At 61.3% G+C, this 22,834-nt stretch carries 21 protein-coding genes; 15 read left to right on the top strand and 6 right to left on the bottom strand.

Translation table 11 applies throughout. From position 1 onward, the window contains the following. Positions 1-110: 110 nt before the first annotated feature. Both RGM2987_RS10495 and RGM2987_RS10490 read right to left on the bottom strand, forming a co-directional pair. A complete protein-coding gene (locus RGM2987_RS10495) occupies positions 111-698 on the bottom strand; it encodes an HD domain-containing protein (protein ID WP_245140537.1) in 588 nt (195 codons plus the stop codon). Positions 699-718: 20 nt separating this feature from the next. Continuing rightward, positions 719-1,030 (bottom strand): DUF962 domain-containing protein, encoded by a 312-nt coding sequence (locus tag RGM2987_RS10490; RefSeq protein ID WP_245140535.1) that lies wholly within the window; start codon positions 1,028-1,030, stop codon positions 719-721. Between the two features lie 160 nt (positions 1,031-1,190). Here RGM2987_RS10490 and RGM2987_RS10485 point away from each other — a divergent pair, with 160 nt between their 5' ends. Continuing rightward, on the top strand, positions 1,191-2,252 hold the full coding sequence (locus tag RGM2987_RS10485) for an AraC family transcriptional regulator (protein WP_245140533.1): 1,062 nt from the start codon (positions 1,191-1,193) through the stop codon (positions 2,250-2,252). Here the strand turns inward: RGM2987_RS10485 and RGM2987_RS10480 are convergent. After that, positions 2,209-3,663, bottom strand: coding sequence for a TrkH family potassium uptake protein (locus RGM2987_RS10480; RefSeq protein WP_245140531.1), 1,455 nt, complete (start codon positions 3,661-3,663; stop codon positions 2,209-2,211). The genes RGM2987_RS10485 and RGM2987_RS10480 overlap by 44 nt on opposite strands. A 164-nt stretch (positions 3,664-3,827) precedes the next feature. On the opposite strand from RGM2987_RS10480, the gene RGM2987_RS10475 reads away from it, so the two are divergent. Beyond that, on the top strand, positions 3,828-4,391 hold the full coding sequence (locus tag RGM2987_RS10475) for an NAD(P)H nitroreductase (protein WP_245140528.1): 564 nt from the start codon (positions 3,828-3,830) through the stop codon (positions 4,389-4,391). Between the two features lie 151 nt (positions 4,392-4,542). On the opposite strand, the gene RGM2987_RS10470 is transcribed toward RGM2987_RS10475, so the two are convergent. From RGM2987_RS10470 to phhA, 3 genes are all read right to left on the bottom strand, one after another. Beyond that, complete coding sequence (locus tag RGM2987_RS10470) at positions 4,543-5,736, bottom strand: amino acid aminotransferase (RefSeq protein ID WP_245140526.1); 1,194 nt, start codon at positions 5,734-5,736, stop codon at positions 4,543-4,545. Continuing rightward, positions 5,736-6,092: a 4a-hydroxytetrahydrobiopterin dehydratase gene (locus RGM2987_RS10465; RefSeq protein ID WP_245140523.1), complete on the bottom strand. Its 357-nt coding sequence runs from the start codon at positions 6,090-6,092 to the stop codon at positions 5,736-5,738. The genes RGM2987_RS10470 and RGM2987_RS10465 overlap by 1 nt, the downstream gene beginning before the upstream one ends. Positions 6,093-6,192: 100 nt before the next feature. After that, positions 6,193-6,978 carry a phenylalanine 4-monooxygenase gene (phhA, locus tag RGM2987_RS10460; protein WP_245140520.1) on the bottom strand — a complete coding sequence of 262 codons (786 nt, stop codon included), beginning with the start codon at positions 6,976-6,978 and terminating at the stop codon, positions 6,193-6,195. Positions 6,979-7,404: 426 nt separating this feature from the next. Between phhA and RGM2987_RS10455 the strand changes: the two genes are divergently transcribed. The 13 genes from RGM2987_RS10455 (at position 7,405) to flgJ (ending at position 22,834) form a co-directional block, all read left to right on the top strand. After that, complete coding sequence (locus RGM2987_RS10455; RefSeq protein ID WP_245140518.1) at positions 7,405-8,964, top strand: sigma-54-dependent transcriptional regulator; 1,560 nt, start codon at positions 7,405-7,407, stop codon at positions 8,962-8,964. A 140-nt stretch (positions 8,965-9,104) separates the two neighbouring features. Then, entirely contained in the window at positions 9,105-9,806 is a 702-nt protein-coding gene (locus tag RGM2987_RS10450) for a WbqC family protein (protein WP_245140515.1), read from the top strand. Between the two features lie 52 nt (positions 9,807-9,858). After that, positions 9,859-13,401 carry a glycosyltransferase gene (locus tag RGM2987_RS10445; protein WP_245140513.1) on the top strand — a complete coding sequence of 1,181 codons (3,543 nt, stop codon included), beginning with the start codon at positions 9,859-9,861 and terminating at the stop codon, positions 13,399-13,401. 45 nt (positions 13,402-13,446) lie between these two features. Then, positions 13,447-14,175: a class I SAM-dependent methyltransferase gene (locus RGM2987_RS10440; RefSeq protein ID WP_245140511.1), complete on the top strand. Its 729-nt coding sequence runs from the start codon at positions 13,447-13,449 to the stop codon at positions 14,173-14,175. Next, positions 14,172-15,020, top strand: coding sequence for an NAD(P)-dependent oxidoreductase (locus tag RGM2987_RS10435; RefSeq protein ID WP_245140508.1), 849 nt, complete (start codon positions 14,172-14,174; stop codon positions 15,018-15,020). Before RGM2987_RS10440 ends, RGM2987_RS10435 begins: the two co-directional genes overlap by 4 nt. After that, entirely contained in the window at positions 15,017-15,994 is a 978-nt protein-coding gene (locus RGM2987_RS10430; RefSeq protein ID WP_245140506.1) for an ATP-grasp domain-containing protein, read from the top strand. The genes RGM2987_RS10435 and RGM2987_RS10430 overlap by 4 nt, the downstream gene beginning before the upstream one ends. Beyond that, positions 15,975-16,652 (top strand): metallophosphoesterase family protein, encoded by a 678-nt coding sequence (locus tag RGM2987_RS10425; protein ID WP_245140504.1) that lies wholly within the window; start codon positions 15,975-15,977, stop codon positions 16,650-16,652. Before RGM2987_RS10430 ends, RGM2987_RS10425 begins: the two co-directional genes overlap by 20 nt. A gap of 51 nt (positions 16,653-16,703) precedes the next feature. Continuing rightward, complete coding sequence (gene rffA, locus RGM2987_RS10420; protein ID WP_245140502.1) at positions 16,704-17,849, top strand: dTDP-4-amino-4,6-dideoxygalactose transaminase; 1,146 nt, start codon at positions 16,704-16,706, stop codon at positions 17,847-17,849. A 233-nt stretch (positions 17,850-18,082) separates the two neighbouring features. Then, positions 18,083-18,820, top strand: coding sequence for a flagellar basal body rod protein FlgF (locus RGM2987_RS10415; RefSeq protein ID WP_003199043.1), 738 nt, complete (start codon positions 18,083-18,085; stop codon positions 18,818-18,820). Positions 18,821-18,869: 49 nt separating this feature from the next. Beyond that, positions 18,870-19,655, top strand: coding sequence for a flagellar basal-body rod protein FlgG (gene flgG / locus RGM2987_RS10410; protein ID WP_053146447.1), 786 nt, complete (start codon positions 18,870-18,872; stop codon positions 19,653-19,655). A 52-nt stretch (positions 19,656-19,707) separates the two neighbouring features. After that, on the top strand, positions 19,708-20,403 hold the full coding sequence (flgH, locus tag RGM2987_RS10405; protein WP_245140500.1) for a flagellar basal body L-ring protein FlgH: 696 nt from the start codon (positions 19,708-19,710) through the stop codon (positions 20,401-20,403). A 30-nt stretch (positions 20,404-20,433) separates the two neighbouring features. Then, a complete protein-coding gene (locus RGM2987_RS10400) occupies positions 20,434-21,519 on the top strand; it encodes a flagellar basal body P-ring protein FlgI (RefSeq protein ID WP_245140543.1) in 1,086 nt (361 codons plus the stop codon). Between the two features lie 10 nt (positions 21,520-21,529). Further along, entirely contained in the window at positions 21,530-22,834 is a 1,305-nt protein-coding gene (gene flgJ / locus RGM2987_RS10395) for a flagellar assembly peptidoglycan hydrolase FlgJ (protein ID WP_245140497.1), read from the top strand.

Here is a 22,834-nt window from a genome sequence, read left to right as displayed (position 1 = left end):
GCCCTAAAAGAGGGGCGCTGCGCGCCCAGCGGGAGCAAGCTCCCTCGCCACAGGGTTGTGTGTGAGCCAGGCCACAGGGTTGTGTGTCAGGCAGGCCACAGGGTCGTGCGTCAGGCCGGTTGCTGCGCCATCGCCGCCTTGTAGATCGACTGCCTCGGCGCTGCGAAAACCCTGTGCAGCATCGGCTCGAAGAAGCTCAGCGGCAGGGTGTCGTAGGCGGCATCGAACGCTGCGGCGTCGTAAAAGGCGCAGAAATCGATGGTCGCCTGGTATTGCGGGTGATCGCGAAACTGTTCGCGCAGGTGCCGGTCCATGCCCAGGTGATGGAAGAAGTAATAACCCTGGAAAATCCCGTGTTTCTCCACCATCCACAGGTTTTCGGCACTGACGAACGGCTTGAGGATCGCCGCCGCGATGTCAGGGTGGTTATACGAGCCCAGCGTATCGCCGATATCGTGGAGCAGGGCGCAGACCACGTATTCCTCGTCACGCCCGTCCCGATACGCGCGGGTGGCGGTTTGCAGGGAGTGGGTCAGGCGGTCCACCGGGAACCCTCCGAAGTCCCCGTCCAGCAATTTCAGATGAGCCAGGATCCGACCCGGCAACTGGCGTGCGTAGGTGCTGAAGTCGGCCGCGATGATCGCCCAGTCGTCCCCGGTGCCGTCCTGCATGTGCGTAAAGCCTGCGTGAGCGCTCATTGACAGTCCTTTGCATGAGATTAGAACGCAACCTTGCCCAGCAGCATGTCGCGGTACATGACGAAATCGCCGAGCAGGCTGTAGAACGGATGCTGGAAGGTGGCGGGACGGTTCTTTTCGAAGAAGAAATGCCCGACCCAGGCGAAGCCATAGCCGGCGACTGGCAGGGTAATCAGCCACCAGCCGCCACCGATGACGAGCGCCAAGGCGAAAATAAGGATGACCAAGGAGGTGCCGATGAAATGCAATCGTCGGCAGGTGCTGTTGCCGTGCTCGCTGAGGTAATACGGGTAGAACTCGGCGAAGCTGTTGAATTGTCTGGTGTTTTCCACGACTGCGGGCTCTGTGGTTGTTGTTGTCGAGACGAGTAGATTGAGCTTGCTTATGGAAGTCTAGAGCGATCATTCACAACGGCCAGTGACAATGGGCGCCACTTTAGTATCCTTCGATCATCCAGCCGTACCCTGCGGCTCGTCATGCAAGTAAACCGTCATGCACGAACGAACGACTTCTTCAAGCTGGGCGATGGGGATTGTCAAGGCGCTGGAAATGGACGGCCTCGACTGCCGTTTGCTGTTCAAGCAGCTGGGGCTGGACTTTGATGCGCTGGACGATCCGGATGCGCGTTTTCCCCAGGATTCGATGACGCGGCTCTGGCAACGGGCGGTGGAGTTGTCGGGCAACCCGGCCATCGGCTTGAACATGGGCAAAGTGGCACGTCCGGCATCATTTCATGTGGTGGGTTACGCCCTGATGTCCAGTCGCACCCTGCTGGAAGGCTTCCAGCGGCTGGTGCGTTATCAGCGGATCATCGCCGAAAGTGCAGAATTGAGTTTTCGTCAGCTGGAGGAAGGTTACGGGTTGATCCTGACCGTTCACGGCGATCATCTGCCACCTACCCGGCAGAGTGCCGAAGCATCGCTGGCCTGCGCGCTGGCCCTGTGCAACTGGCTGACCGGCCGGGCCCTGCGCCCGGTGAAGGTGCTGTTCCAAGGCACCGAACCCCTGGACCTGGTGCCTTATCGACAGGCGTTTCCCGCACCGCTGGTGTTCGGTGCGCCCCAGGATGCCTTGATCTTCGAACGGGCCGACATTGAAGCACCGCTGCCTACGGCCAACGAGGCCATGGCCCTGCTCCACGATCGGTTTGCCGGGGAGTACCTGGCGCGGTTTTCGGAAAGTCGCGTGACCCACAAGGCGCGGCAGGTGCTGTGTAGGTTGCTGCCTCAGGGCGAGCCCAAGCGTGACGTGGTGGCACAGACCCTGCATTTGTCCCAGCGCACCTTGCAGCGGCGCTTGCAGGAAGAGGGCACCAGTTTCCAGAGCCTGCTCGACGACACCCGTCGGGAGCTGGCCGAGCAATACCTGGCACAACCGGCCATGACCCTGCTGGAGATCGCCTATCTGTTGGGGTTTGCCGACCCGAGCAATTTTTTCCGGGCCTTTCGTCGTTGGTTCGACACCACGCCCGGCGAATACCGGACGCGACTGGCGAATGTGGTTGAGCCGGTCAGTGGCGCCAGAACGCCGGGATACACAGCACGAACACCGTGATGATCTCCAGGCGTCCCAGCAACATGCCCGCCGACAGGATCCACTTGGCGGCATCCGGCAGTGGTGCGAAGTTGCCGGCCGGGCCGATGGTTTCCCCCAGCCCCGGACCGACGCCGGACACGGTACTGGCGGCACCGGTCAGTGCGGTCATCCATTCCACGCCCAACAGCGACAGCAACAGGGCGATCACGCAGATGGTGATGGCGAAGAAGAACGAGAACGTCAGGATCGAACGGACGATTTCTTCGTCGAGGCGGTGACCGTTGTACTTCTGCTTGATCACCGCGCGTGGGTGGATCAATTGCATGAGGTTGGCCCGCAGCAGGATGTAGGCGACCTGGAAGCGGAAGATCTTGATCCCGCCGGCGGTCGAGCCGGAGCAGCCGCCGACGAACCCCAGGTAGAAGAACAGCATCAGCGAGAAGTTGCCCCACAGGCTGTAGTCCCCCAGGGCGAAACCGGTGGTGGTGACGATCGATGTCACGTTCAGCGCCACGTGCCGCAAGGCGTCCAGCCAGTGCAGGTCGGTGGTCGCCCAGTACCAGGTGCCGAGCACCAGCCAGGTCACCAGCAGCACGCCGATCAGGCCCTGGACTTGTTGGTCCTTGATCAGTGCCCGGCGATGCCCGCGCAGCATGGCGACATACAAGGCAAATGGCAGGCTGCCGAGGATCATGATGACAATGGCGACCCAGTGCACCGCCGGTTGGGTCCATTTGGCCAGGGACAAGTCCGAAGTGGAAAAACCGCCGGTGGAGATGGCGGACATCGAATGGTTGATGGCGTCGAACAGACTCATCCCGGCCCACCAGAGCGCCAGCGTGCCGAGAATCGTAATGCCCACGTAGGACGCCACGATCAGCCGCGCCACCATGTGCGAGCGGGGCATGACTTTCTCCGAACGGTCCGATGACTCGGTCTGGAACAGCCGCATGCCGCCGATGCGCAGCAGCGGCAGGATCGCCACTGCCATGCCGATGAAGCCGATACCGCCGAGCCAGTGCAACAGCGAACGCCACATCAGGATGCCGGGGGACATGGTGTCCAGGCCGCTCAGGACCGTGGCGCCCGTGGCGGTGATGCCCGACATGCTTTCGAAGAACGAATCGGTGTAGCTGATGTGCTGGGTCAGCAGGAACGGCAGCGCGGCAAAGATGCACACCACCAGCCAACTGCTGACGGTCAGCAGGTACATGTCTCGCGGGCGCAGGTGCACGTGTTCCGGGCGTCCGGGCAGCACCAGGGCTACGCCTGCGACGAAGGTGATCATGCTCGACCAAAGGAACGATGGCAGGTCGCGGGTGCGCTCGAAGACCACCAGGGTCGCCATGGGCACGACCATGAAGATCGCCAGGGTGATCAGGAAGATGCCGATGATGAAACCAATGATCCGCAGGGTCGGCAACGCCATGAAGTCCGCTCGGGCTGAAAGGGAAGGGCGCCATTCTACCCACGGCCAGCGGCATGTAAACCGCGCCCGGCGCGACTGGCGTGTGCATCGATGCTCCAATTTACGCTAACGAACTCGCCGTACAGCCACTAGAATAGCCGGACATTTTTTCAGGGAGGTGGCCGATGCAGGCTCTCGACGCTTTGCTCAACCGTGTTTCCGTCCCGCGCCTGGTGGACCCGGCACCTACGCCAGAACAGCGCGAGATCATGTTCGCCGCCGCCATGCGTGCGCCGGACCACGGCCAATTGCGGCCTTGGCGATTTCTGACGGTCGAAGGCGAGGCGCGCTATCGCATGGGTGAGCTGCTGGCCGAAGCGGCGCGGTTCAACGACCCGCTGGTGCCCGAAGCCGTGGTGGAAAAGGCCCTGAATGGCCCGCTGCGGGCGCCGCTGGTCGTGGTAGTGATTGCCCGTCTGCAGGACCATTTCAAAGTCCCGAAAGCCGAGCAGATGCTGGCAGCCGGTTGCGCGGCCCATGGGATTCTACTGGCGGCTTATGCCCAAGGGGTGGGCGGGGTCTGGCGTACCGGTGAACTGGCGTACTCGCCGCACGTGGCCAAGGGGCTTGGCCTTGAAGATGGTGAGGAGGTGATCGGGTTTCTCTATCTCGGTACGCCGCAGAAAGAAGCGCGGACCGCGCCGAAGGAAGACACCACCGATTTCGTCCGCGAGTGGACGGGGGCGTAGATTCGAAGGGTAACGTTCCATCCTCCGGCATGCATGATTCACCGTGGCGAGGGAGCTTGCTCCCGCTCGGGTGCGAAGCAACCGCAGAAATGGGTCTGCTGCGCAGCCCAGCGGGAGCAAGCTCCCTCGCCACGGGTTTGATCAGTCTTTATTATCTACAAACGTCTGCAATCGCCTCGGCCAGCAAGCCCAGGCGCGTGGCGTCGATACCCGCCACGTTGGCCCGCCCCGTGCCAACCATGTACACGCTGTGACGTTCGCGCAGGTGCCGGACCTGCTCCGGCATAAGGCCCGTGTAGGAAAACATTCCGCGTTGCACACCGATATGGGCAAAGCGCTCGCGCAACCCGTGGGGCTCAAGGGCGTCCAGCAGCCCGCTGCGTAACTGGGCGATGCGCAGGCGCATGGCCTGTACTTCGTCGGCCCACAGGCTTTTGAGCTGTGCGTCGCCGAGGATGGTCGCCACCACCGCCGCGCCATGATCCGGCGGCGTCGACCAGAGATTCCGGGCGATGTTGGCCAACTGGCTGCGGATATCCTGCAACTTGTCGGCGTCCTTCGCGCAGACGATCAGTGCGCCAGTGCGGTCGCGGTACAGACCGAAGTTCTTCGAACAGGAACTGGTGACCAGCACCTCCGGCAACGTCTCGGCAAACAGCCGCACCGCCCAGGCATCCTGTTCCAACCCATCGCCAAAGCCCTGATAGGCAAAGTCGATCAGTGGCAGCAGTTCCCGACTGCGCACCACTTCCAGCACCTGGCGCCATTGCTCATGGCTCAGGTCGAAACCGGTCGGGTTGTGGCAGCAGGCATGCAGCAGTACCACATCGCCTTTCGGCACTTGTTCCAGGGTCGCCAGCATCGCCTCGAAATCCAGGCGGTTATCGGCACCCACGTAGGGGTAGTGGCTGGCCTTGACGCCGGCCGCGGCGAAGATGGTTTCGTGGATCGGCCAGGTCGGGTTGCTCAGCCAGACGCCACGCCCGGGCAGGCACTGGGCGATGAAGTCGGCGCTCAGGCGCAGGGCACCGGTGCCACCCGGAGTCTGGGTAGCGCCAGCGCGTTTTTGCGCGATCAGCTCTGAGCCAACGCCCAGCACCAGCTCATTGATCAAGCCGCCGAATGCAGCATCGCCGTGACCACCGATATAGGTCTTGGTGGTCTGGCGATCCACCAGCCGCTGTTCGGCCTGCTTCACCGATTCAAGAATCGGCGTCAGGCCCTGGGCGTCCTTATAGACGCCCACCCCCAGGTCGAACTTGAGTGGATTGCTGTCCGCCCCGTAGGCCTCCATCAGGCCGAGGATCGGATCACCGGGTACCCGGCCGATGGCGTCGAAATGCATTACTTGCGGCCCTCGGCGGTCTTGGCCACTTCATTGGTGCGCGCGGCCATGATGAAGTCGTTGCGGTGCAGGCCCTTGATGGAGTGGCTCCACCAGGTCACGGTGACTTTGCCCCACTCGGTCAGCAGGCCCGGGTGGTGACCTTCGGCCTCGGAGATTTCACCGACGGCGTTGGTGAAGGCCAGGGCGTGCTTGAAGTTCTTGAACAGGAAGACCTTTTCCAACTGCATCACGCTGTCGCGCACTTCGATGTTCCAGTCCGGGATCTGCTTGATCAGTACCGGCAGTTCTTCGTCGCTGACCTGTGGGGCGTCGGCGCGGCAGGCTTCGCAATGGGCTTGGTTCAGAGCGTTCATGGTGTGTTCCTGGATCGAATGTTTGAAAAACGTCGATGGCACCCACGCTAAAGCAAAGCTATGGGGTGCAACAGACTCACTTGAGAGCAAAAAACGCCATTCAGGCAGCTTTCGGCGGAAATTTAGGTGCATGCAGGCCCAGTTCCCGGCCACGCCTGACCATGCCCATGATGTCTTCATGGGCCAGCTCGAACAGGCGCTTGAGCTCGGGCAGGACGAAATACACCGGCTGGAGGATGTCGATGCGATACGGCGTGCGCATGGCTTCCAACGGATCGAACGCCTGGTGCTCCGGCTCGTCCGACAGGCAGTACACGGTTTCCCTGGGCGACGAGAGGATGCCGCCGCCGTAGATGCGCCGGCCTTGCGGGGTGTCCACCAAGCCAAACTCGATGGTCATCCAGTACAGGCGCGCCAGATACACGCGTTCTTCCTTGGAGGCCTGTAGGCCGAGTTTGCCGTAGGTGTGGGTAAATTCAGCGAACCAGGGGTTGGTCAGCAATGGGCAGTGGCCGAAGATCTCATGGAAAATGTCCGGCTCTTGCAGGTAGTCCAGTTCTTCACGGGTGCGAATGAAAGTCGCGACCGGAAACTGCTTGCTGGCGAGCAATTCGAAGAAGGTCTGGAAAGGGATCAGCGCCGGCACCCGGGCGACTTGCCAGCCGGTGGTCTCGCCCAGCACTTTGTTGATTTCGCCCAGTTGCGGGATGCGGTCGTGGGGCAGGCCAAGCTTGTCGATGCCGTCGAGGTATTCCTGGCACGCACGGCCTTCGATGACTTTCAGCTGGCGGGTGATCAGCGTGTTCCACACCGCATGTTCTTCGGCGGGGTAGTCGATAAAACCCTGCGCATCGGGCTCGCGGGCCACGTACTGCGTCTGCTTCATGCTGCTCTCCTGCTGTTTTTCCCCGGCCTTGAAACCGGAAGAAAGGCTGTTTGTTTTTATGTCCAGCGGTGCATTAGAGATAACCCGAGGCAAGGGTCTTTGCAGCAGAGTGTTGCGAGCCTATATGGCCGACGAAAGGAGAATTTGTAAAGCTTTCGTTACGATAAGACCGGCGGTGCAATGTTATCGACATTTTCGGGTGGGAATCGGCCTACAGCTGTCACATAATCTTGACAACTAATTGCGCTACGCAATAAAAAGTCGCACCACAAACCCTGTGGCGAGGGGATTTATCCCCGCTGGGCTGCGAAGCAGCCCCCAAAAAATGGGGCCGCTGCGCAGCCCAACGGGGATAAATCCCCTCGTCACAGGATGTGGGTGGCTTCAATGGCGCGCCTTGTCTCTCCTACACATCCGGGTCCTTCCATGCGCATCAAAGTCCATTGCCAGAACCGCATCGGCATCCTGCGCGATATCCTCAACCTGCTGGTCGAATACGGCATCAACGTTGCCCGTGGAGAAGTCGGCGGTGAGCATGGCAACGCGATCTATCTGCATTGCCCGAACCTGATCAACATTCAATTCCAGGCGTTGCGCCCGAAGTTCGAAGGCATCGCCGGGGTGTTTGGCGTCAAGCGCGTAGGATTGATGCCCAGCGAACGTCGGCACATGGAGCTCAACGCCTTGCTCGGCGCCCTAGAGTTTCCGGTGCTATCTATCGACATGGGCGGTTCGATCGTTGCGGCCAACCGGGCGGCCGCGCAGTTGCTCGGGGTGCGGGTGGATGAGGTGCCGGGCATTCCGCTGTCGCGCTATGCCGAGGATTTCGACCTGCCGGAGCTGGTGCGGGCCAATCAGTCGCGGATCAACGGGCTGCGGGTCAAGGTCAAGGGCGATGTGTTCCTGGCTGACATCGCCCCGCTGCAATCGGAGCACGACGACAGCGAGGCCATGGCCGGCGCAGTGCTGACTCTGCATCGGGCCGACCGGGTGGGCGAGCGTATCTATAACGTGCGCAAGCAGGAACTGCGCGGTTTCGACAGTATTTTCCAGAGCTCCAAGGTCATGGCGGCGGTGGTCCGCGAGGCCCGGCGCATGGCGCCGCTGGACGCGCCGCTATTGATAGAAGGCGAAACCGGTACCGGCAAGGAGCTGCTGGCGAGAGCCTGTCATCTGGCAAGCCCGCGAGGCCAGTCGCCGTTGATGGCGCTCAACTGCGCCGGCCTGCCGGAATCCATGGCCGAGACTGAATTGTTCGGCTATGGCCCCGGGGCGTTCGAAGGCGCACGAGCCGAAGGCAAGCTCGGCCTGTTGGAACTGACGGCGGGCGGCACGCTGTTTCTCGACGGGGTAGGGGAGATGAGCCCGCGCTTGCAGGTGAAATTGCTGCGCTTTTTGCAGGACGGTTGCTTCCGTCGTGTCGGCAGTGATGAGGAGGTGTACCTGGATGTGCGGGTGATCTGCGCCACCCAGGTGGACTTGTCGGAACTCTGCGCACGGGGGGAATTCCGTCAGGATCTCTACCACCGCTTGAACGTCCTTTCGCTGCACATCCCGCCGCTGCGCGAATGCCTGGATGGACTGACGCCGCTGGTGGAGCATTTTCTCGACCAGGCCAGCCGCCAGATCGGCTGTGCGCTGCCGAAACTGGCCCCGGCGGCCATGGAACGCCTCAGTCACTACCATTGGCCGGGCAACGTCCGACAGCTGGAAAACGTGCTGTTCCAGGCGGTTTCCCTGTGCGACGGCGGTAAGGTCAAGGCCGAGCACATTCGCCTGCCGGATTACGGCGTGCGCCAACCCCTTGGCGACTTCTCCCTCGAAGGTGACTTGGACGAAATCGTCGGACGCTTCGAAAAAGCGGTGTTGGAGCGCCTGTATTCCGAACACCCCAGCAGCCGGCAGCTGGGCAAGCGGCTGGGGGTTTCCCACACTACGATTGCCAACAAGTTGCGTGAGTACGAAGTAGGCAAGGTTCAACCCTAGGGCTTTTTGCTGAGAATCATGCACTCGGATTGCTGGTATGGCATTTGCTAGATCGTCACCTATTCCCCGCTTGTTCAAGGTGGGTGGCGATTTTTTGACAGGGCAAAGCCTCGGTTTCCCCTGTGTACGTGAGGTTCAGGATGCACAAGAAAATAGCTGTGGTGCAGTCGAACTACATCCCCTGGAAGGGCTATTTCGATCTGATCCGCAGCGTCGATGCGTTCATCCTGTATGACGATGTTCAGTACACCCGGTCCGACTGGCGCAACCGTAACAAGATCAAGACGGCCCAGGGTGAGCATTGGCTGAGTATTGCAGTCCAGAAAAAGGGCCGTCTCGGCCAGTTGATCAATGAAGTCCAGGTCAGTAGTGCGGATTGGGCCGCAGCGCACTGGAAGACCATTGAACAGAGTTACCGGCGTGCGCCTTGCTTCGCCCAGATGCAAGCGCCGATTCGCGCGCTCTACGAGCAGGCCGCCGACCTTACCCACCTGAGCCAGATCAACCACCTGTTTATTGCCGGCTTGTGCCCCCTGCTGGACATTCACACGCCGCTTTACCGTTCCGAGCAATTGGGCGGTGTGGAGGGCAAGAATGAGCGCCTGATCCACCTGTGCCAGGTTCTCGGTGCTGATCAATACCTCTCAGGGCCTGCGGCCAGTCACTATCTCGACGAAGCGGCGTTTGCCGCCAAAGGGATTACGGTCTCGTATATGAGTTATGCCGGCTATCCCGAGTATCCGCAGGTGTATGGCGACTTCCAGCATGCGCTCAGTGTCATCGACCTGTTGTTCAACACCGGCGCGGATGCACCGGCTTTTCTGAAGAAAGTGGCCGCCTGACCGGGCTTCGCCAGTGACACCCTGTTGATTTTGATTCTGGAGATTGCACCCGATGTCGAACCTCGCGCAGCTGGACGCTTATTCGCTCGAACAGGCGTTGGCGCGTCTGCGGCTGATGTATGCCAAGCCTGAACATCCTTACTACTTCGCCGCGCCTGCCTACCGTGAATCGTCATCGGGCGTTGTCTCGCTGCACTACCTCTGCCATATGCTCAACCTCAGTGGACGTGAGGCCTACATCTGCGGTACCGAAGTGGTCAATCCAGACCTCAAGACACCGGTGATCACGTCCGCAATCAAACAGCGCCACAAGGCAGCGGGCAAGGTGCCGATTGCGGTGTATCCCGAGGTGTTTCCCGGCAATCCGCTCAACTGTTCGGTCGTGGCGCGGTTTCTCCTGAATTTCGAGGGGTTCCTTACCGGAAACGGCATGAACGCCGCGCCCACCGACTTGTTTTTTTACTATGCAGCCCGGCTCGCCGAGCACCGTGGCGACTCTGACGGCGACCTGTTGTGTCTGCCAGCCATCGACGTCGAAATGTTCTCGACGGTAGGCGCCCCAGCCGAGCGCAAGGGAAGTTATCTCTACCAGAACCGTCACCCTTTGGAGCAGATCGACTACTCGCAACTGCCGGCCGATATCCGCCTGCTGAGCATGGCCAATCCCTTGCCTCTGCCCGAGCTGGCCAAGCTGCTGCGCAGCGCGGAAGCGATGTACAGCTACGAGTGGTCGATGACTTGCGTAATGGCGGTGCTGTGCGGATGCCCGGTGATATTCATTCCGGGGCATGGCGTCGATCAGCCATTGCTCGAGACCAGTTTCTTCGGCAGCGTCGGCTTTGCCATGCTCGATCAGCCGGAGCCGTTGGAACATGCCCGGGCGAGCATCGGTGACGCCTTGCAACGTTACGTTGAGCGCACCGCGTCTTTCTGGCAGCAATTGGACGTGTTTATTGCGAAAACCCAGGCGACTGCCGCTCGTGAGGCAGCCGGTAACCGGCTGGGGGTGCTTGACTGGTTGCGCAAACGCTATCCGACGGCGCAGCAACTGCGTCTGGTCAATGAGCGATTGGCGAACTCGGCGGCGCCTGCCTTCACTGTTCTGGTCCGTGATGACGGCAATCAGTTGGCGCTGGCCCACACCCTGGACAGTCTGGATCGACAGTTGTATCAACGCATCCATGTATGCGTGATCGCAAGCGCTGACCCGGGGCGGGCCAACGTTCAGTGGTTGGCGTGTGATCCGAACAAACCGGCGGCAGCTATCAATAGCTTGCTTGAGGGCGTCCAGAGCGACTGGGTCATGTTGGTGGAGGCCGGGACCGAGTTCATCGCTGCCGGGCTGCTGGTGACGGCTCAGAATCTGCTTGAAGCGCCTGACAGCTGCCTGGCGGTATATGCCGACGAGGCGCTGCGCACCGGCGCAGTGGTTGACCTTTCGTTGCGGCCGGATCTGAACCTGGACCTGCTCCTGGCGTTTCCGGCCGGTCTTTCACGCCACTGGATGTACCGTCGCGAGGCGCTGGTGCGTTCTAGCGGCTTTGATAATGCCTGCGGCGGTGCCTTCGAATTGGCCTACCAACTGCGCCTGATCAGCGAGTGTGGGATGGCGACTATCGGACACGTCAGCGAACCCCTGTTGATCGCCGACGAGGTGCATCAGTCTCACTGTGCGGATGAGTGCGCGGTCATCGATGCCCATCTGCAAGGGCGTGGTTATGGCCGGGCGCGAGCTATTGCGCTGGAGAACGAGCCGGGCCGCTATCGTATTGACTATGGCCATGAGCGACAGGCCTCGGTGAGTATTCTGGTCTACCTGGAAGGGCAGTTGGCGCATTTCCAGCGGTGCCTGGAAAGTGTACTGGCGCAGACGCATTCCGTGGACTACGAGATCCTGCTGATCGAGCCGGGCGGCGACGAACCCGCATTGCTGGAGTGGCTGGGGCTGGTCGAACAGATGGGCGAAGGCCGTATCCAGGTACTGCGTTTCATGCCGGGGCAGCCTCGTGCGGCCATGTGCAATGCAGCGGCGCAGGAGGCGCGCGGCGAGTATCTGGCCTGGCTCGATGCCCATGGTGCCGTGCTTGAGTCCGGATGGTTGCAAGCGTTGCTCAATCACGCCCAGCGCCCCGAAGTCGGCGTCGTGGGTGGCAAGTTGCTCCAGAGTGATGGTCGCGTACGTCAGGCCGGCCTCGTGTTGGGACTGGGCGGGACTGTGGGTAGGGCTTTTGCTGGCTTGCCATCCCAGTCGCCGGGTTATATGGGGCGGCTTGGGCTTGAGCAGAACTGCTCTGCCGTGGGTAGCGAATGCCTGATGCTGGATCGAGGGCTGTTCCTTGAGGCCGGTGGTTTCGATACCGATCCGCTGCTGGCGCCCTGGTCCCACGTTGACCTGTGTCTGAAGCTGCAACAAACGGGTTACCTGAATGTCTGGACGCCTCACGCACGATTGTTGGTGGACCGCGAGCCAGAGGCCCATGCAAGTACGGAGCAAGAGGATGCCTTGCTCGCGCGCTGGTTGCCGCAGCTGGCCCGCGATGCTACTTACAATGCCAACTTTTCGCTGCGCGCTGGCGAGGGTTTTACCCGGGAAAACACCGACCTGTGCTGGTATCCGCTACAAGGCAGCGTGCCAAGGGTGTTGGTCTGCGTCACAGAACAGCAGCCGGCGGCATACGCGCGACTGGTCCAGCCGTTCAGCACATTGGTTGAGGCAGGGCAAGTCGAGGGCGCGGCTGTAGCGAGTTTGCTGTTGCCAGTGGAGATTGAGCGCCTGGCGCCGACCACCGTGGTGCTGCAGCGTCCTTTGAATGATGCCGGGCTCCTGGCGCTGAGCCGCCTGAGGGCGTTTTCCAAGGCGTTCACGGTCTACGATCTGGACGGTTACCTGCCGCAGATGGAGTTGAAGGGCGACTACTCGGCCGATGAACTGCTGGAGCGTCTGCGGTTCGGGATGTTGCAGGCCGATCGGGTGCTGGTCCCCACGCCTGCGCTGGCCGAACTGTTGCAGGGCCAGCACCACGACATCCGCGTACTGGAAACCCTGCTGCCGGCCACGTGGGGGCGTGTACAAAGCAAGCGCCGCATGGGGGCCAAGCCAAGGTTGGGCTTACTGGGCGGCAAGGATACCCAACTGCTGGCCGAGGTGCTGCCGGCGTTGGCCGATGAAGTCGAGTGGGTGGTGCTCGGCGACTGTCCCGTGTCATTGCAGCCTTATCTCAAGGAGCTGCACCCAGGTGTTGCACAGCAGGGGTTGGCAGCGGCCCTGGCAGCCTTGAATCTTGATCTTGCACTGGTACCGATGGTGCAAAACCTGGGCAATGCCTGTTCCGGTGATCTGCGGGTCTTGCAGCACGCCGCCTGCGGGCATCCGGTCATTTGCAGTCGGGTGCCGGGGTTTATCGGCGGTGAGGTGTTGCCGCTGTCTCGCGTGAGTAACGAGGCGCAAGACTGGATCCGAGCGATTCGCTTGCACCTGGAAGACCGTGAGGCTTCTGCGGCGCTGGGGGACGCCTTGCAGTCGACCGTGCGTGCACAGTGGCTGCTCGAAGGTGAGCGCCTGCAAGCCTGGCAACAGGCCTGGTTGCCCAATTGATCCGTACCGACTATTACCCTGGCCGTCCAGCGGAGCACATGTGACATGAGCAACGACCTTGATACCTTCATCGCAGCCTACAGCGACAGCTTTGGCTACGCGTATGACAACAACATCATTCTCAATTGGTATCCACAACGCATCATGGCGCTCTGCACCGAGGCGCAAAGCCTGCTGGAACTCGGTATTGGCCATGGTTTCACCACCAACCGTTTCTCACAGTTCTTCAGTGGACACACGGTCATCGATGGTTCCGCATCGGTGATCAACCAGTTCAAGGCGCAATACCCGGACAATGCGGCCGAGATCGTCGAAAGCTATTTCGAGACATTCGACACCGACAAGCGTTTCGATCTCATCGTGATGGGATTTGTCCTCGAACATGTCGATGATCCACAGGCCGTGCTGCAACGGTTCAAGCGCTTTCTCGCCCCCGGTGGTCGTTGCTTCGTACTGGTTCCCAATGGCGAGTCCCTGCATCGACGCTTGGGCCACGCTGCCGGACTGCTTGACGACATGATGGCCCTGGGGCGTGGCGATCTGGAACTGGGTCATGTGCGCAGCTACTCGCTACAGACCCTGAGCGCTGAAATGGAAGCGGCCGGATATCAAGTGGTACGCAAGGAGGGCGTGTTTCTCAAGCCTTTCACCACGGGACAATTGAAAGAGTTGAACCTGGGGGCGGACATCATCGCTGCCATGTGCACCGTAGGCATCGATTATCCGGAACTCAGTTGCGCGCTGATGCTTGAAGGGACAGTCACCCCGTCATGAAAAGCCTGGTCATCGGAAGTACCTCGGTCATTGGCAAGGCGATCGCCGCTGAGTTGTCGCGCCATGGACAAGTCAAGTTGGCGGGGCGCCGGGAAGCTGACCTGGCGTTTGACTTGAGTAGCCAGGAACCGTGCGCTTGCAAGGAGCGTTTCGACGTAGTGATGTTGGCCGCTGCCGATTTTGGCGGTAGCCAGCCGCAGGATCTGGTTCGCGCCGAACTGGTCAACAGTGTCGGCACACTGGCTGCTTGCCGCCTGGCCGAACAGTGCGGGGCGCGTCATTTCATTTTGCTGTCGTCCCAATCGGCCGGCTACCAGCCGACGGATCCCTACTATGGCAGCTACTCGCTGTCCAAGCGCCATGCCGAGGAAGTCGCGAGCCTGTATTGCCAGGAACGGGGCATGGCATTGACAGTCCTGCGCATCAGCCAGGTCTACGATAGCGCGGAGCAATGCAGGCCTCACCAGCCGTTGTTATATGCCATTGCCGACAAGGCGCAGGTCGGGCGCACCGTCGAGCTGTATGGCAGCAACGACGCCAGGCGCAACTACCTGCACCTGAGTGACCTGGTCGAGGTCTGCGCGCGGTTGGCGCAGCGCACCATTGCGGGCTTGTTCAACTGCGGCCATCCCGAAAGCCCGCGTCTGTCCGAGATCGCCCAGGCCGCCTTCGAGGCGTTTGGCGCGCCGCTGGATGTGCGCTTTCTGCCGGAAAAAACCGATATTCCCGATTTGCCTCCCTTCGATCCTGCGCACGAGCTGTACGAACGAATAGGCTTCACCCCGCAGATCGATGTTCGCCGCGGCTTCGAACTGATGCGGGCACGCCGGGAGAATCTGTCATGAAGACCGTCATGGTGACTGGCGTAGGCGCCATCATGGGCTATGGCCTGCTCAAATCGCTACGTGCGGCGGATCCGTCGGTTCGCCTGGTGGGCACCGATATCTACGACGACGCTGTCGGTCGCGGGTGGAGCGATGAGTTCGTGCAGGCCCCGTTGACCTCTGCCCCGGAATACGGCCAATGGCTGGGCGATACACTGGCCCGGCACAAGGTTGATTTACTGATCCCGGGGATCGAACAGGATATCCACTGGCTGTCGGACAACCGAGCGCTGCTCGCCACGTTTGATTGTCAGGTCGTGCTCAACAACCAGAACCTGATTGACCTTTCCAGGGACAAGTGGGCGATGGACCAGGCGCTCGTGGCGCTGGATGATCCCAGTCGCATTCCCAGCCGGCTGTCGGGGGACTTTCACTCGCTCAAGACTGTCCTGGGCCTGCCGTTCCTGCTCAAGCCGCGCAGGAGCTACGCCTCCAAGGGGCTGGTCTGGGTTCGTGAGGAGTATGACTTTGTGCCTCATGCGGCACTGCTCGGCGATCACCTCATGGCGCAACCGATCATCGGCAGCGCGGCCGACGAATTCACCGTTGCGGCGTTCGGCGATGGCCGCGGCGACACCGGTCCGAGCATTGCCTTCCAGCGCAGGCTGGCCTCGGACGGGTCTACCGCCAAGGCCTGGGTGTATCAGGACGACTCGCTGGACAAGACGGTCGCCAGGCTGTGCCGCGCTTTCAAACCGGAGGGGCCGACCAACTTGCAATTCCGTCGTGGTATCGACGGTTCCTGGCGCCTGCTCGAGATCAATCCGCGAATATCCTCGACCAGTTCGATACGACGCGCATTCGGTTACAACGAGGCGGCTATGTGCCTGGACTACTACCTCGACGGCAAGACACCGGGTCAGCCGACCCTTCGTAGTGGTTTCGCTGTTCGTTTTATAGAGGATTTCATTGTCTATGATCGGAATCATTTCTGACGTGCATGGCAATTACAGCGCCCTTCGAACAGTGCTTGCCAGGCTGGATGAACTGGGTGTTTCGCGGATCATCTGCCTGGGCGATACAGCCGGATACTACAGTCAGGTCAATGAGTGCTGCGAGGCCTTGCGCGAGCGAGAAGTCTTCAGCGTGATGGGCAATCATGACTGGTACCTGGCTCGGAATGAGCGATGCCCTCGCTCCAATAGCGCCAATGCTTGCCTGGACTATCAGCGAGGCATCATCACTTCGCAAAACCTGGCATGGTTGTGGTCGCTTGCCGAGCGCTCGATCCAGGACGAATTAAGCATCGTCCATGGCGGCTGGAACGATCCGCTGGACGAATACCTGAGACCGTCGCAGGCGTATTTCTCTGCATTACCTGGCCGGTACTTCGCCTCAGGCCATACCCATGTCCAGCACTTGTGGAGTGGCGAGGACAAGGTCTATTGCAACCCTGGTTCAGTCGGGCAGCCACGTGATGGTGATGCCCGGGCAGCTTTTGCGACCTGGGACGGTGAAGCATTCACCTTGCACCGGATTGAATACGACATCGGTGAAACCCAAGAGGCGATGAAGCGGGCCGGATTTACCCCGTACTTCTATGAAAATCTTGATACAGGCAGCCAGATAGGTGGGCGGATCAGTGCGGTTTGAGGTTTTGACTTGCGCGCCGCCCGGTACCACGCCCATCCAGGGAAGTATGCAATGAGCACAGAAACGATTTTCTTCAACCGCCCCTACATGACCGGCAAGGAACTGGATTACATTGCCCAGGCCAAGTTCGGCAACATGCTCGCGGGCGATGGGCCCTTCACCAGGCGCTGTCATCGTTGGCTGGAAGCGCAAACGGGGTGCAACAAGGCCCTGCTGACCCACTCATGCACCGCAGCCCTGGAGATGGCGGCCTTGCTGCTGGACATCCAGCCTGGCGACGAAGTCATCATGCCTTCGTATACCTTTGTCTCCACCGCCAATGCGTTCGTGTTACGTGGTGCGGTGCCGGTCTTCGTCGACGTGCGTCCCGATACCCTCAACCTCGACGAGCGCCTGATCGAGGCGGCGATCACGCCACGGACCAAGGCCATCGTGCCGGTCCATTATGCTGGTATGGCCTGCGAGATGGACGTGATCCTGGGCGTCGCCCGCAAGCATGGGCTGGCGGTGGTCGAGGACGCGGCACAAGGCGTGATGTCGACCTATAAGGGCCGGGCCTTGGGCAGTATCGGTGACCTTGGGGCATTCAGCTTCCACGAAACCAAGAACGTGATTTCGGGGGAGGGCGGGGCCTTGCTGGTCAATGATCCGGCGCTGGCATTGCGGGCCGAGATCATCCGGGAAAAAGGCACCGATCGCAGCCGGTTTTTCCGGGGCGAAGTGGACAAGTACACATGGCAGGAGGTGGGCTCCTCGTTCCTGCCTGGAGAAATGACGGCAGCCTTCCTCTGGGCACAGTTGGAAGAAGCCCAAGCCATCACTGACCGCCGCCTGGCCATCTGGGACAATTACCACGCCACGTTGGCCGCACTTGAGCAGCAAGGGGCGCTGCGTCGTCCGATAGTGCCGCAAAGCTGCCAGCACAACGCGCACATGTACTACGTGATCCTCGCCCCGGGCGTGGACCGCCAGGCCATCCTCGAGGAGCTCAAGCGGCACGCCATCTACGCGGTATTTCATTACGTGCCGCTGCATTCTTCGCCCGGTGGCCTGCGCTATGGGCGTGTGCACGGCCCGATGGAGGTGACTGACGATTACTCCGAGCGCCTGTTGCGTTTGCCCATGTGGCTTGGCTTGACCGGTGATCAGCAGGAACAGGTGGTCGGTGTGCTGGGTGATGCCTTGGCAAAGGCCTGACGTATCCAGTCTGATCGGGCACCTGGCTTCAGGCCAGGTGCCGGCCCTTGCCACCGGGCGGCATAACTCCGCCGGTTTCTCGACTTCGATTCCCATAGCCTACCTCCAGTAAAACCCGTCAGACCCTTTGTTTGCCGGGCCTGGGCGCGTCAGAAAAAAGTTGGTCTGCAAATTGCTTAAGGATCAGCCGTACAGCAGTGGACGGCAAACGTCCGGCATGCAGAGGAACGACAGTGGACAAGTACCTTTATGTGGCAATGACCGGCGCCAGCCAGAACGCACTGGCGCAACGGGCCCATGCCAACAACCTGGCGAACATCTCCACCAATGGTTTTCAGAAAGACCTGGAGCAGGCGCGCTCGATGCCGGTGTTCGGTGACAGCTTTCCGGCGCGGGCGTTTGCCATGTCCGAGCGTCCCGCCACTGATTTCACTCCAGGTGCGTTGGTAGAGACCGGTCGTGACCTCGACGTGGCGGTCAGCGGGCCGGGCTGGATGGCCGTGCAGAACCCCGATGGCGGTGAAAGCTACGTGCGTACTGGCAGTCTGAACGTCGACGCCCTGGGCGTGCTGCGGGCCGGCAACGGTATGCCGGTCATGGGCAACGGCGGTCCGATCGCCGTGCCGCCAGAGCAGAAAATCGAGATTGGCCAGGACGGCACCATCAGCATCCGCGCCATGGGCGAAGGCCCGCGGGTGATGGCTGAGGTGGACCGCATCAAGCTGGTCAACCCGGACCTGAAGAACATGACCAAAGGCCTCGACGGCTCGATCCGCACCAAGGACGGCCAGCCGGCTCCCATCGATGCCAATGTGCAACTGGTGTCGGGATTCCAGGAGGCGAGCAACGTCAACGCGGTGGATGAGATGACTTCGGTGCTGGCCCTGGCCAAGCAGTTCGAGCTCCACGTGAAAATGATGAACACGGCCAAAGAAGGCGATGAAGCCATGGCTCGGGTCTTGCAAATCTAACTACTACTGACAGCGTCGCGCCGAAAAACAGGCGTACGAGGAGAAACGAATGCTTCCGGCTCTTTGGGTTGCCAAAACAGGTCTGTCCGCCCAGGACACCAACCTGACTACCATTTCCAACAACCTGGCGAACGTCTCGACCACGGGCTTCAAACGTGATCGCGCCGAATTCCAGGACCTGCTGTACCAGGTCAAGCGCCAGCCCGGTGCCCAGTCGACCCAGGACAGCGAACTGCCGTCGGGTCTGCAAGTAGGTACCGGTGTGCGCATCGTCGGCACCCAGAAAAACTTCAACGCCGGTAGCCTGCAAACCACCGAGCAGCCGCTGGACATGGCCATCGACGGTCGCGGTTTCTTCCAGATCCTGCAGCCGGACGGCACCACGTCCTACACCCGTGACGGTACGTTCCACCTCGATTCCAATGGCCAGATCGTCAACGCCAGCGGTTTCGCCCTGGAGCCGGCCATCATCATCCCGAACGATGCCCAGACCTTTACCGTGGGCCGTGACGGCACCGTGTCCATCACCGTGGCGGGCAACCCTGCCGCACAAGTGATCGGCAACCTGCAGACCGCCGACTTCATCAACCCGGCCGGCCTGCAAGCGGTGGGCAACAACCTGTTCCTGGAAACCGCTGCCAGCGGTGCGCCGCAAGTCGGCACCCCAGGCTTGAACGGTTTTGGCACCACGCTGCAAAACACCCTGGAAACCTCCAACGTGAGCACCGTTGAGGAGATGGTCAACATGATCACCACCCAGCGCGCCTACGAGATGAACTCCAAGGTGATCTCCACCGCAGACCAGATGCTCTCGTTCGTCACGCAGAATCTGTAATTACATCTATCAGGCGGCCACAAGCCGCCTAGCAACACCGAGAGGTAGGGTCATGAAACGCTTTGTATCTGTTCTGGCACTGAGTGGGATCACCGCGCTCGCCGGCTGTGTCGCGCCTACGCCAAGGCCCAATGACCCGTACTACGCTCCGGTGTTGCCGCGCACGCCCTTGCCGGCCGCCGCCAACAACGGCTCGATCTACCAGGCCGGCTTCGAGCAGAACCTGTACAGCGACCGCAAGGCTTTCCGGGTCGGTGACATCATCACCATCACCCTGAACGAGCGGACCCAGGCCAGCAAGAACGCCAATGCGCAGATCGACAAGACCAGCCAGACCAGCGTCGGCCTCACGTCGTTGTTCGGCTCGAGCCTGACCACCAACAACCCGATCGGCGGCAACGACCTGAGCCTCAACGCCGGCTACGGCTCCGACCGCGCCACCAAGGGCGACAGTAAGTCCGGGCAGAGCAACAGCCTGACCGGTTCGATCACCGTGACCGTCGCCGACGTGCTGCCCAACGGCATCATCGTCGTGCGCGGCGAGAAATGGCTGACCCTCAACACCGGTGATGAACTGGTGCGCATCGCTGGCATGGTTCGTGCTGACGATATAGCAACCGACAACACTGTGTCGTCGACTCGTGTGGCTGATGCGCGCATCACCTACTCGGGCACCGGTGCCTTTGCCGATGCGAGCCAGCCGGGCTGGTTCGACCGTTTCTTCCTCAGCCCGAAGTTCCCTTTCTAGGTGGTCAAGTTGAATCTTAAGCAGCTGTTGATGGGCGCGTTGGTGATGTCGGCAGCCTTCAGCGTTCAAGCCGAACGTTTGAAGGACATCGCCAGCATTTCCGGCGTGCGTTCCAACCAGTTGATCGGCTACGGCCTGGTCGTGGGCCTGAACGGCACCGGTGACCAGACCACCCAGACGCCGTTCACCTTGCAGACCTTCAACAACATGTTGTCGCAGTTCGGCATCAAGGTGCCGGCAGGCTCGGGCAACGTGCAGCTGAAAAACGTCGCGGCGGTTTCGATCAGTGCCGATCTGCCGGCGTTCGCCAAGCCCGGCCAGCAGGTGGATATCACCGTTTCGTCCATCGGTAACTCCAAGAGCCTGCGTGGCGGCACCCTGTTGCTGACACCGCTCAAGGGTATCGACGGTAACGTCTACGCCGTGGCCCAGGGCAACCTGGTGGTCGGTGGTTTCGACGCCTCGGGCGCGGACGGCTCGAAGATCACCGTCAACGTTCCGTCGGCCGGTCGCATCCCTGGCGGTGCGTCGGTGGAACGTGCGGTACCGAGCGGTTTCAACCAGGGCAACAGCCTGACGCTGAACCTCAACCGTTCCGACTTCACCACCGCCAAGCGCATCGTCGACAAGATCAATGACATGCTCGGCCCAGGCGTGGCCCAGGCCATCGACGGCGGCTCGATTCGTGTCACCGCGCCGATGGATCCAAGCCAACGGGTAGATTACCTGTCGATCCTGGAAAACCTCGAGGTCGACCCGGGCCAGGCGGTGGCGAAAGTCATCATTAACTCGCGTACCGGCACCATCGTCATCGGCCAGAACGTCAAGGTTTCGCCGGCCGCCGTGACCCACGGCAGCCTGACGGTGACGATCACCGAAGACCCGATCGTCAGCCAGCCGGGCCCGCTGTCCAACGGCCAGACTGCCGTCGTGCCGCGCTCGCGGGTCAATGCCGAACAGGAAGCCAAGCCGATGTTCAAGTTCGGCCCGGGCACTACCCTGGATGAAATCGTCCGGGCGGTGAACCAGGTCGGCGCGGCGCCAGGCGACTTGATGGCGATCCTCGAAGCCTTGAAGCAGGCCGGCGCGTTGCAAGCCGACCTGATCGTGATCTGAGGATCTGGCCATGGATATGCGCAAGGGCGCTTTGATCAGTGGGGATTCGGGGTCCTATTCGGACCTGAACCGCTTGAACCAGCTCAAGGTCGGCGACAAGAACAGCGATGGCAACCTGCGTAAAGTGGCGCAGGAATTCGAGTCGCTGTTCCTTGGCGAGATGCTCAAGTCCATGCGCTCGGCCACCGAGGCCCTGGGCAAGGACAACCCCATGAACACGCCTGAGGCCAAGCAGTACCAGGAAATGTACGACCAACAGCTGGCTGTCTCCATGTCCCGTGAGGGCGGTGGTATCGGCCTGGCTGACGTGCTGCTGCGCCAGATGTCCAAGAACAAACCGATGGCCCCCGGCGAGGCGGCGACGTTGTCGGCCGCCAAGCAGCAGGAGGCGCTGGACAAGGTCACCAAGGCAGCGGTGCCGACACCGGTCGCTGCCGGAACCTTGCCTACCGACGGTCCGTTGTCGCGCACCAGCGGCCAGCGTCCGCTCTGGGCGTCACGGGCCGTGAGCGCGCCGCAAGGGACAGAAGGTGCTCATCGCAACGATATGGAACTGCTGAACCAGCGGCGCCTGGCCCTACCGCCGAAACTGGCCGACCGGCTGCTCGCCGGGCTGGTGCCTTCGGCGTCGGCCAATGCCGATGTGCCCGCGCAGAACCTGCTGCCCGATCGCACTGTCGCTGCGGTCAAGCCGGCCACCGGCGAACTCGCCAATGGCGATTGGCTGGCGGCGCTCAAGGCCGCCGACGCGAAACCGGACATGCAGGTCTATGGCCGTGCCGTGGCGCAACCACCACTGGCTCCGGCTCGCAAAGCCTTCCGCGATGCCGATGAATTCGTCAACGCCATGCTGCCAATGGCCAAGGAAGCGGCGGACCGCATCGGTGTCGATCCGCGTTACCTGGTGGCCCAGGCCGCCCTGGAAACCGGTTGGGGCAAGTCGGTCATGCGCCAGCCTGACGGCAGCAGCAGTCACAACCTGTTCGGCATCAAGGCGAGCCAGAACTGGAAGGGCGACTCGGCGCGGGCGATCACCAGCGAGTTCCGCAATGGCGAGATGGTCAAGGAGACGGCCGAGTTCCGTTCCTACGCCTCCTATAGCGACAGTTTCCACGACCTGGTCAATCTGCTGCAAAGCAACAGCCGCTATCAAGATGTACTGAAGTCGGCCGATAACCCGGAACAGTTTGTACGCGAGCTGCAAAAGGCCGGTTACGCCACCGATCCTAACTACGCCCGCAAGATTTCGCATATAGCCCGGCAGATGACGAGTTACCAAAACTACGCATCTGCAGGCGCCACCACGACTTTATAA

The sequence above is a fragment of the Pseudomonas sp. RGM2987 genome (genome assembly GCF_022952855.1).
GTDB lineage: Bacteria > Pseudomonadota > Gammaproteobacteria > Pseudomonadales > Pseudomonadaceae > Aquipseudomonas.
This window is presented reverse-complemented; position numbering and strand designations above follow the sequence as displayed.

Coding starts and splice junctions, on each gene's coding strand:
- RGM2987_RS10495 (WP_245140537.1), bottom strand. CDS start 698: ATGAGCGCTCACGCAGGCTTTACGCACATGCAGGACGGCACCGGGGAC.
- RGM2987_RS10485 (WP_245140533.1), top strand. CDS start 1,191: ATGCACGAACGAACGACTTCTTCAAGCTGGGCGATGGGGATTGTCAAG.
- RGM2987_RS10480 (WP_245140531.1), bottom strand. CDS start 3,663: ATGGCGTTGCCGACCCTGCGGATCATTGGTTTCATCATCGGCATCTTC.
- RGM2987_RS10475 (WP_245140528.1), top strand. CDS start 3,828: ATGCAGGCTCTCGACGCTTTGCTCAACCGTGTTTCCGTCCCGCGCCTG.
- RGM2987_RS10470 (WP_245140526.1), bottom strand. CDS start 5,736: ATGCATTTCGACGCCATCGGCCGGGTACCCGGTGATCCGATCCTCGGC.
- RGM2987_RS10465 (WP_245140523.1), bottom strand. CDS start 6,092: ATGAACGCTCTGAACCAAGCCCATTGCGAAGCCTGCCGCGCCGACGCC.
- phhA (WP_245140520.1), bottom strand. CDS start 6,978: ATGAAGCAGACGCAGTACGTGGCCCGCGAGCCCGATGCGCAGGGTTTT.
- RGM2987_RS10455 (WP_245140518.1), top strand. CDS start 7,405: ATGCGCATCAAAGTCCATTGCCAGAACCGCATCGGCATCCTGCGCGAT.
- RGM2987_RS10450 (WP_245140515.1), top strand. CDS start 9,105: ATGCACAAGAAAATAGCTGTGGTGCAGTCGAACTACATCCCCTGGAAG.
- RGM2987_RS10445 (WP_245140513.1), top strand. CDS start 9,859: ATGTCGAACCTCGCGCAGCTGGACGCTTATTCGCTCGAACAGGCGTTG.
- RGM2987_RS10440 (WP_245140511.1), top strand. CDS start 13,447: ATGAGCAACGACCTTGATACCTTCATCGCAGCCTACAGCGACAGCTTT.
- RGM2987_RS10435 (WP_245140508.1), top strand. CDS start 14,172: ATGAAAAGCCTGGTCATCGGAAGTACCTCGGTCATTGGCAAGGCGATC.
- RGM2987_RS10430 (WP_245140506.1), top strand. CDS start 15,017: ATGAAGACCGTCATGGTGACTGGCGTAGGCGCCATCATGGGCTATGGC.
- RGM2987_RS10425 (WP_245140504.1), top strand. CDS start 15,975: ATGATCGGAATCATTTCTGACGTGCATGGCAATTACAGCGCCCTTCGA.
- rffA (WP_245140502.1), top strand. CDS start 16,704: ATGAGCACAGAAACGATTTTCTTCAACCGCCCCTACATGACCGGCAAG.
- flgG (WP_053146447.1), top strand. CDS start 18,870: ATGCTTCCGGCTCTTTGGGTTGCCAAAACAGGTCTGTCCGCCCAGGAC.
- flgH (WP_245140500.1), top strand. CDS start 19,708: ATGAAACGCTTTGTATCTGTTCTGGCACTGAGTGGGATCACCGCGCTC.
- RGM2987_RS10400 (WP_245140543.1), top strand. CDS start 20,434: ATGGGCGCGTTGGTGATGTCGGCAGCCTTCAGCGTTCAAGCCGAACGT.
- flgJ (WP_245140497.1), top strand. CDS start 21,530: ATGGATATGCGCAAGGGCGCTTTGATCAGTGGGGATTCGGGGTCCTAT.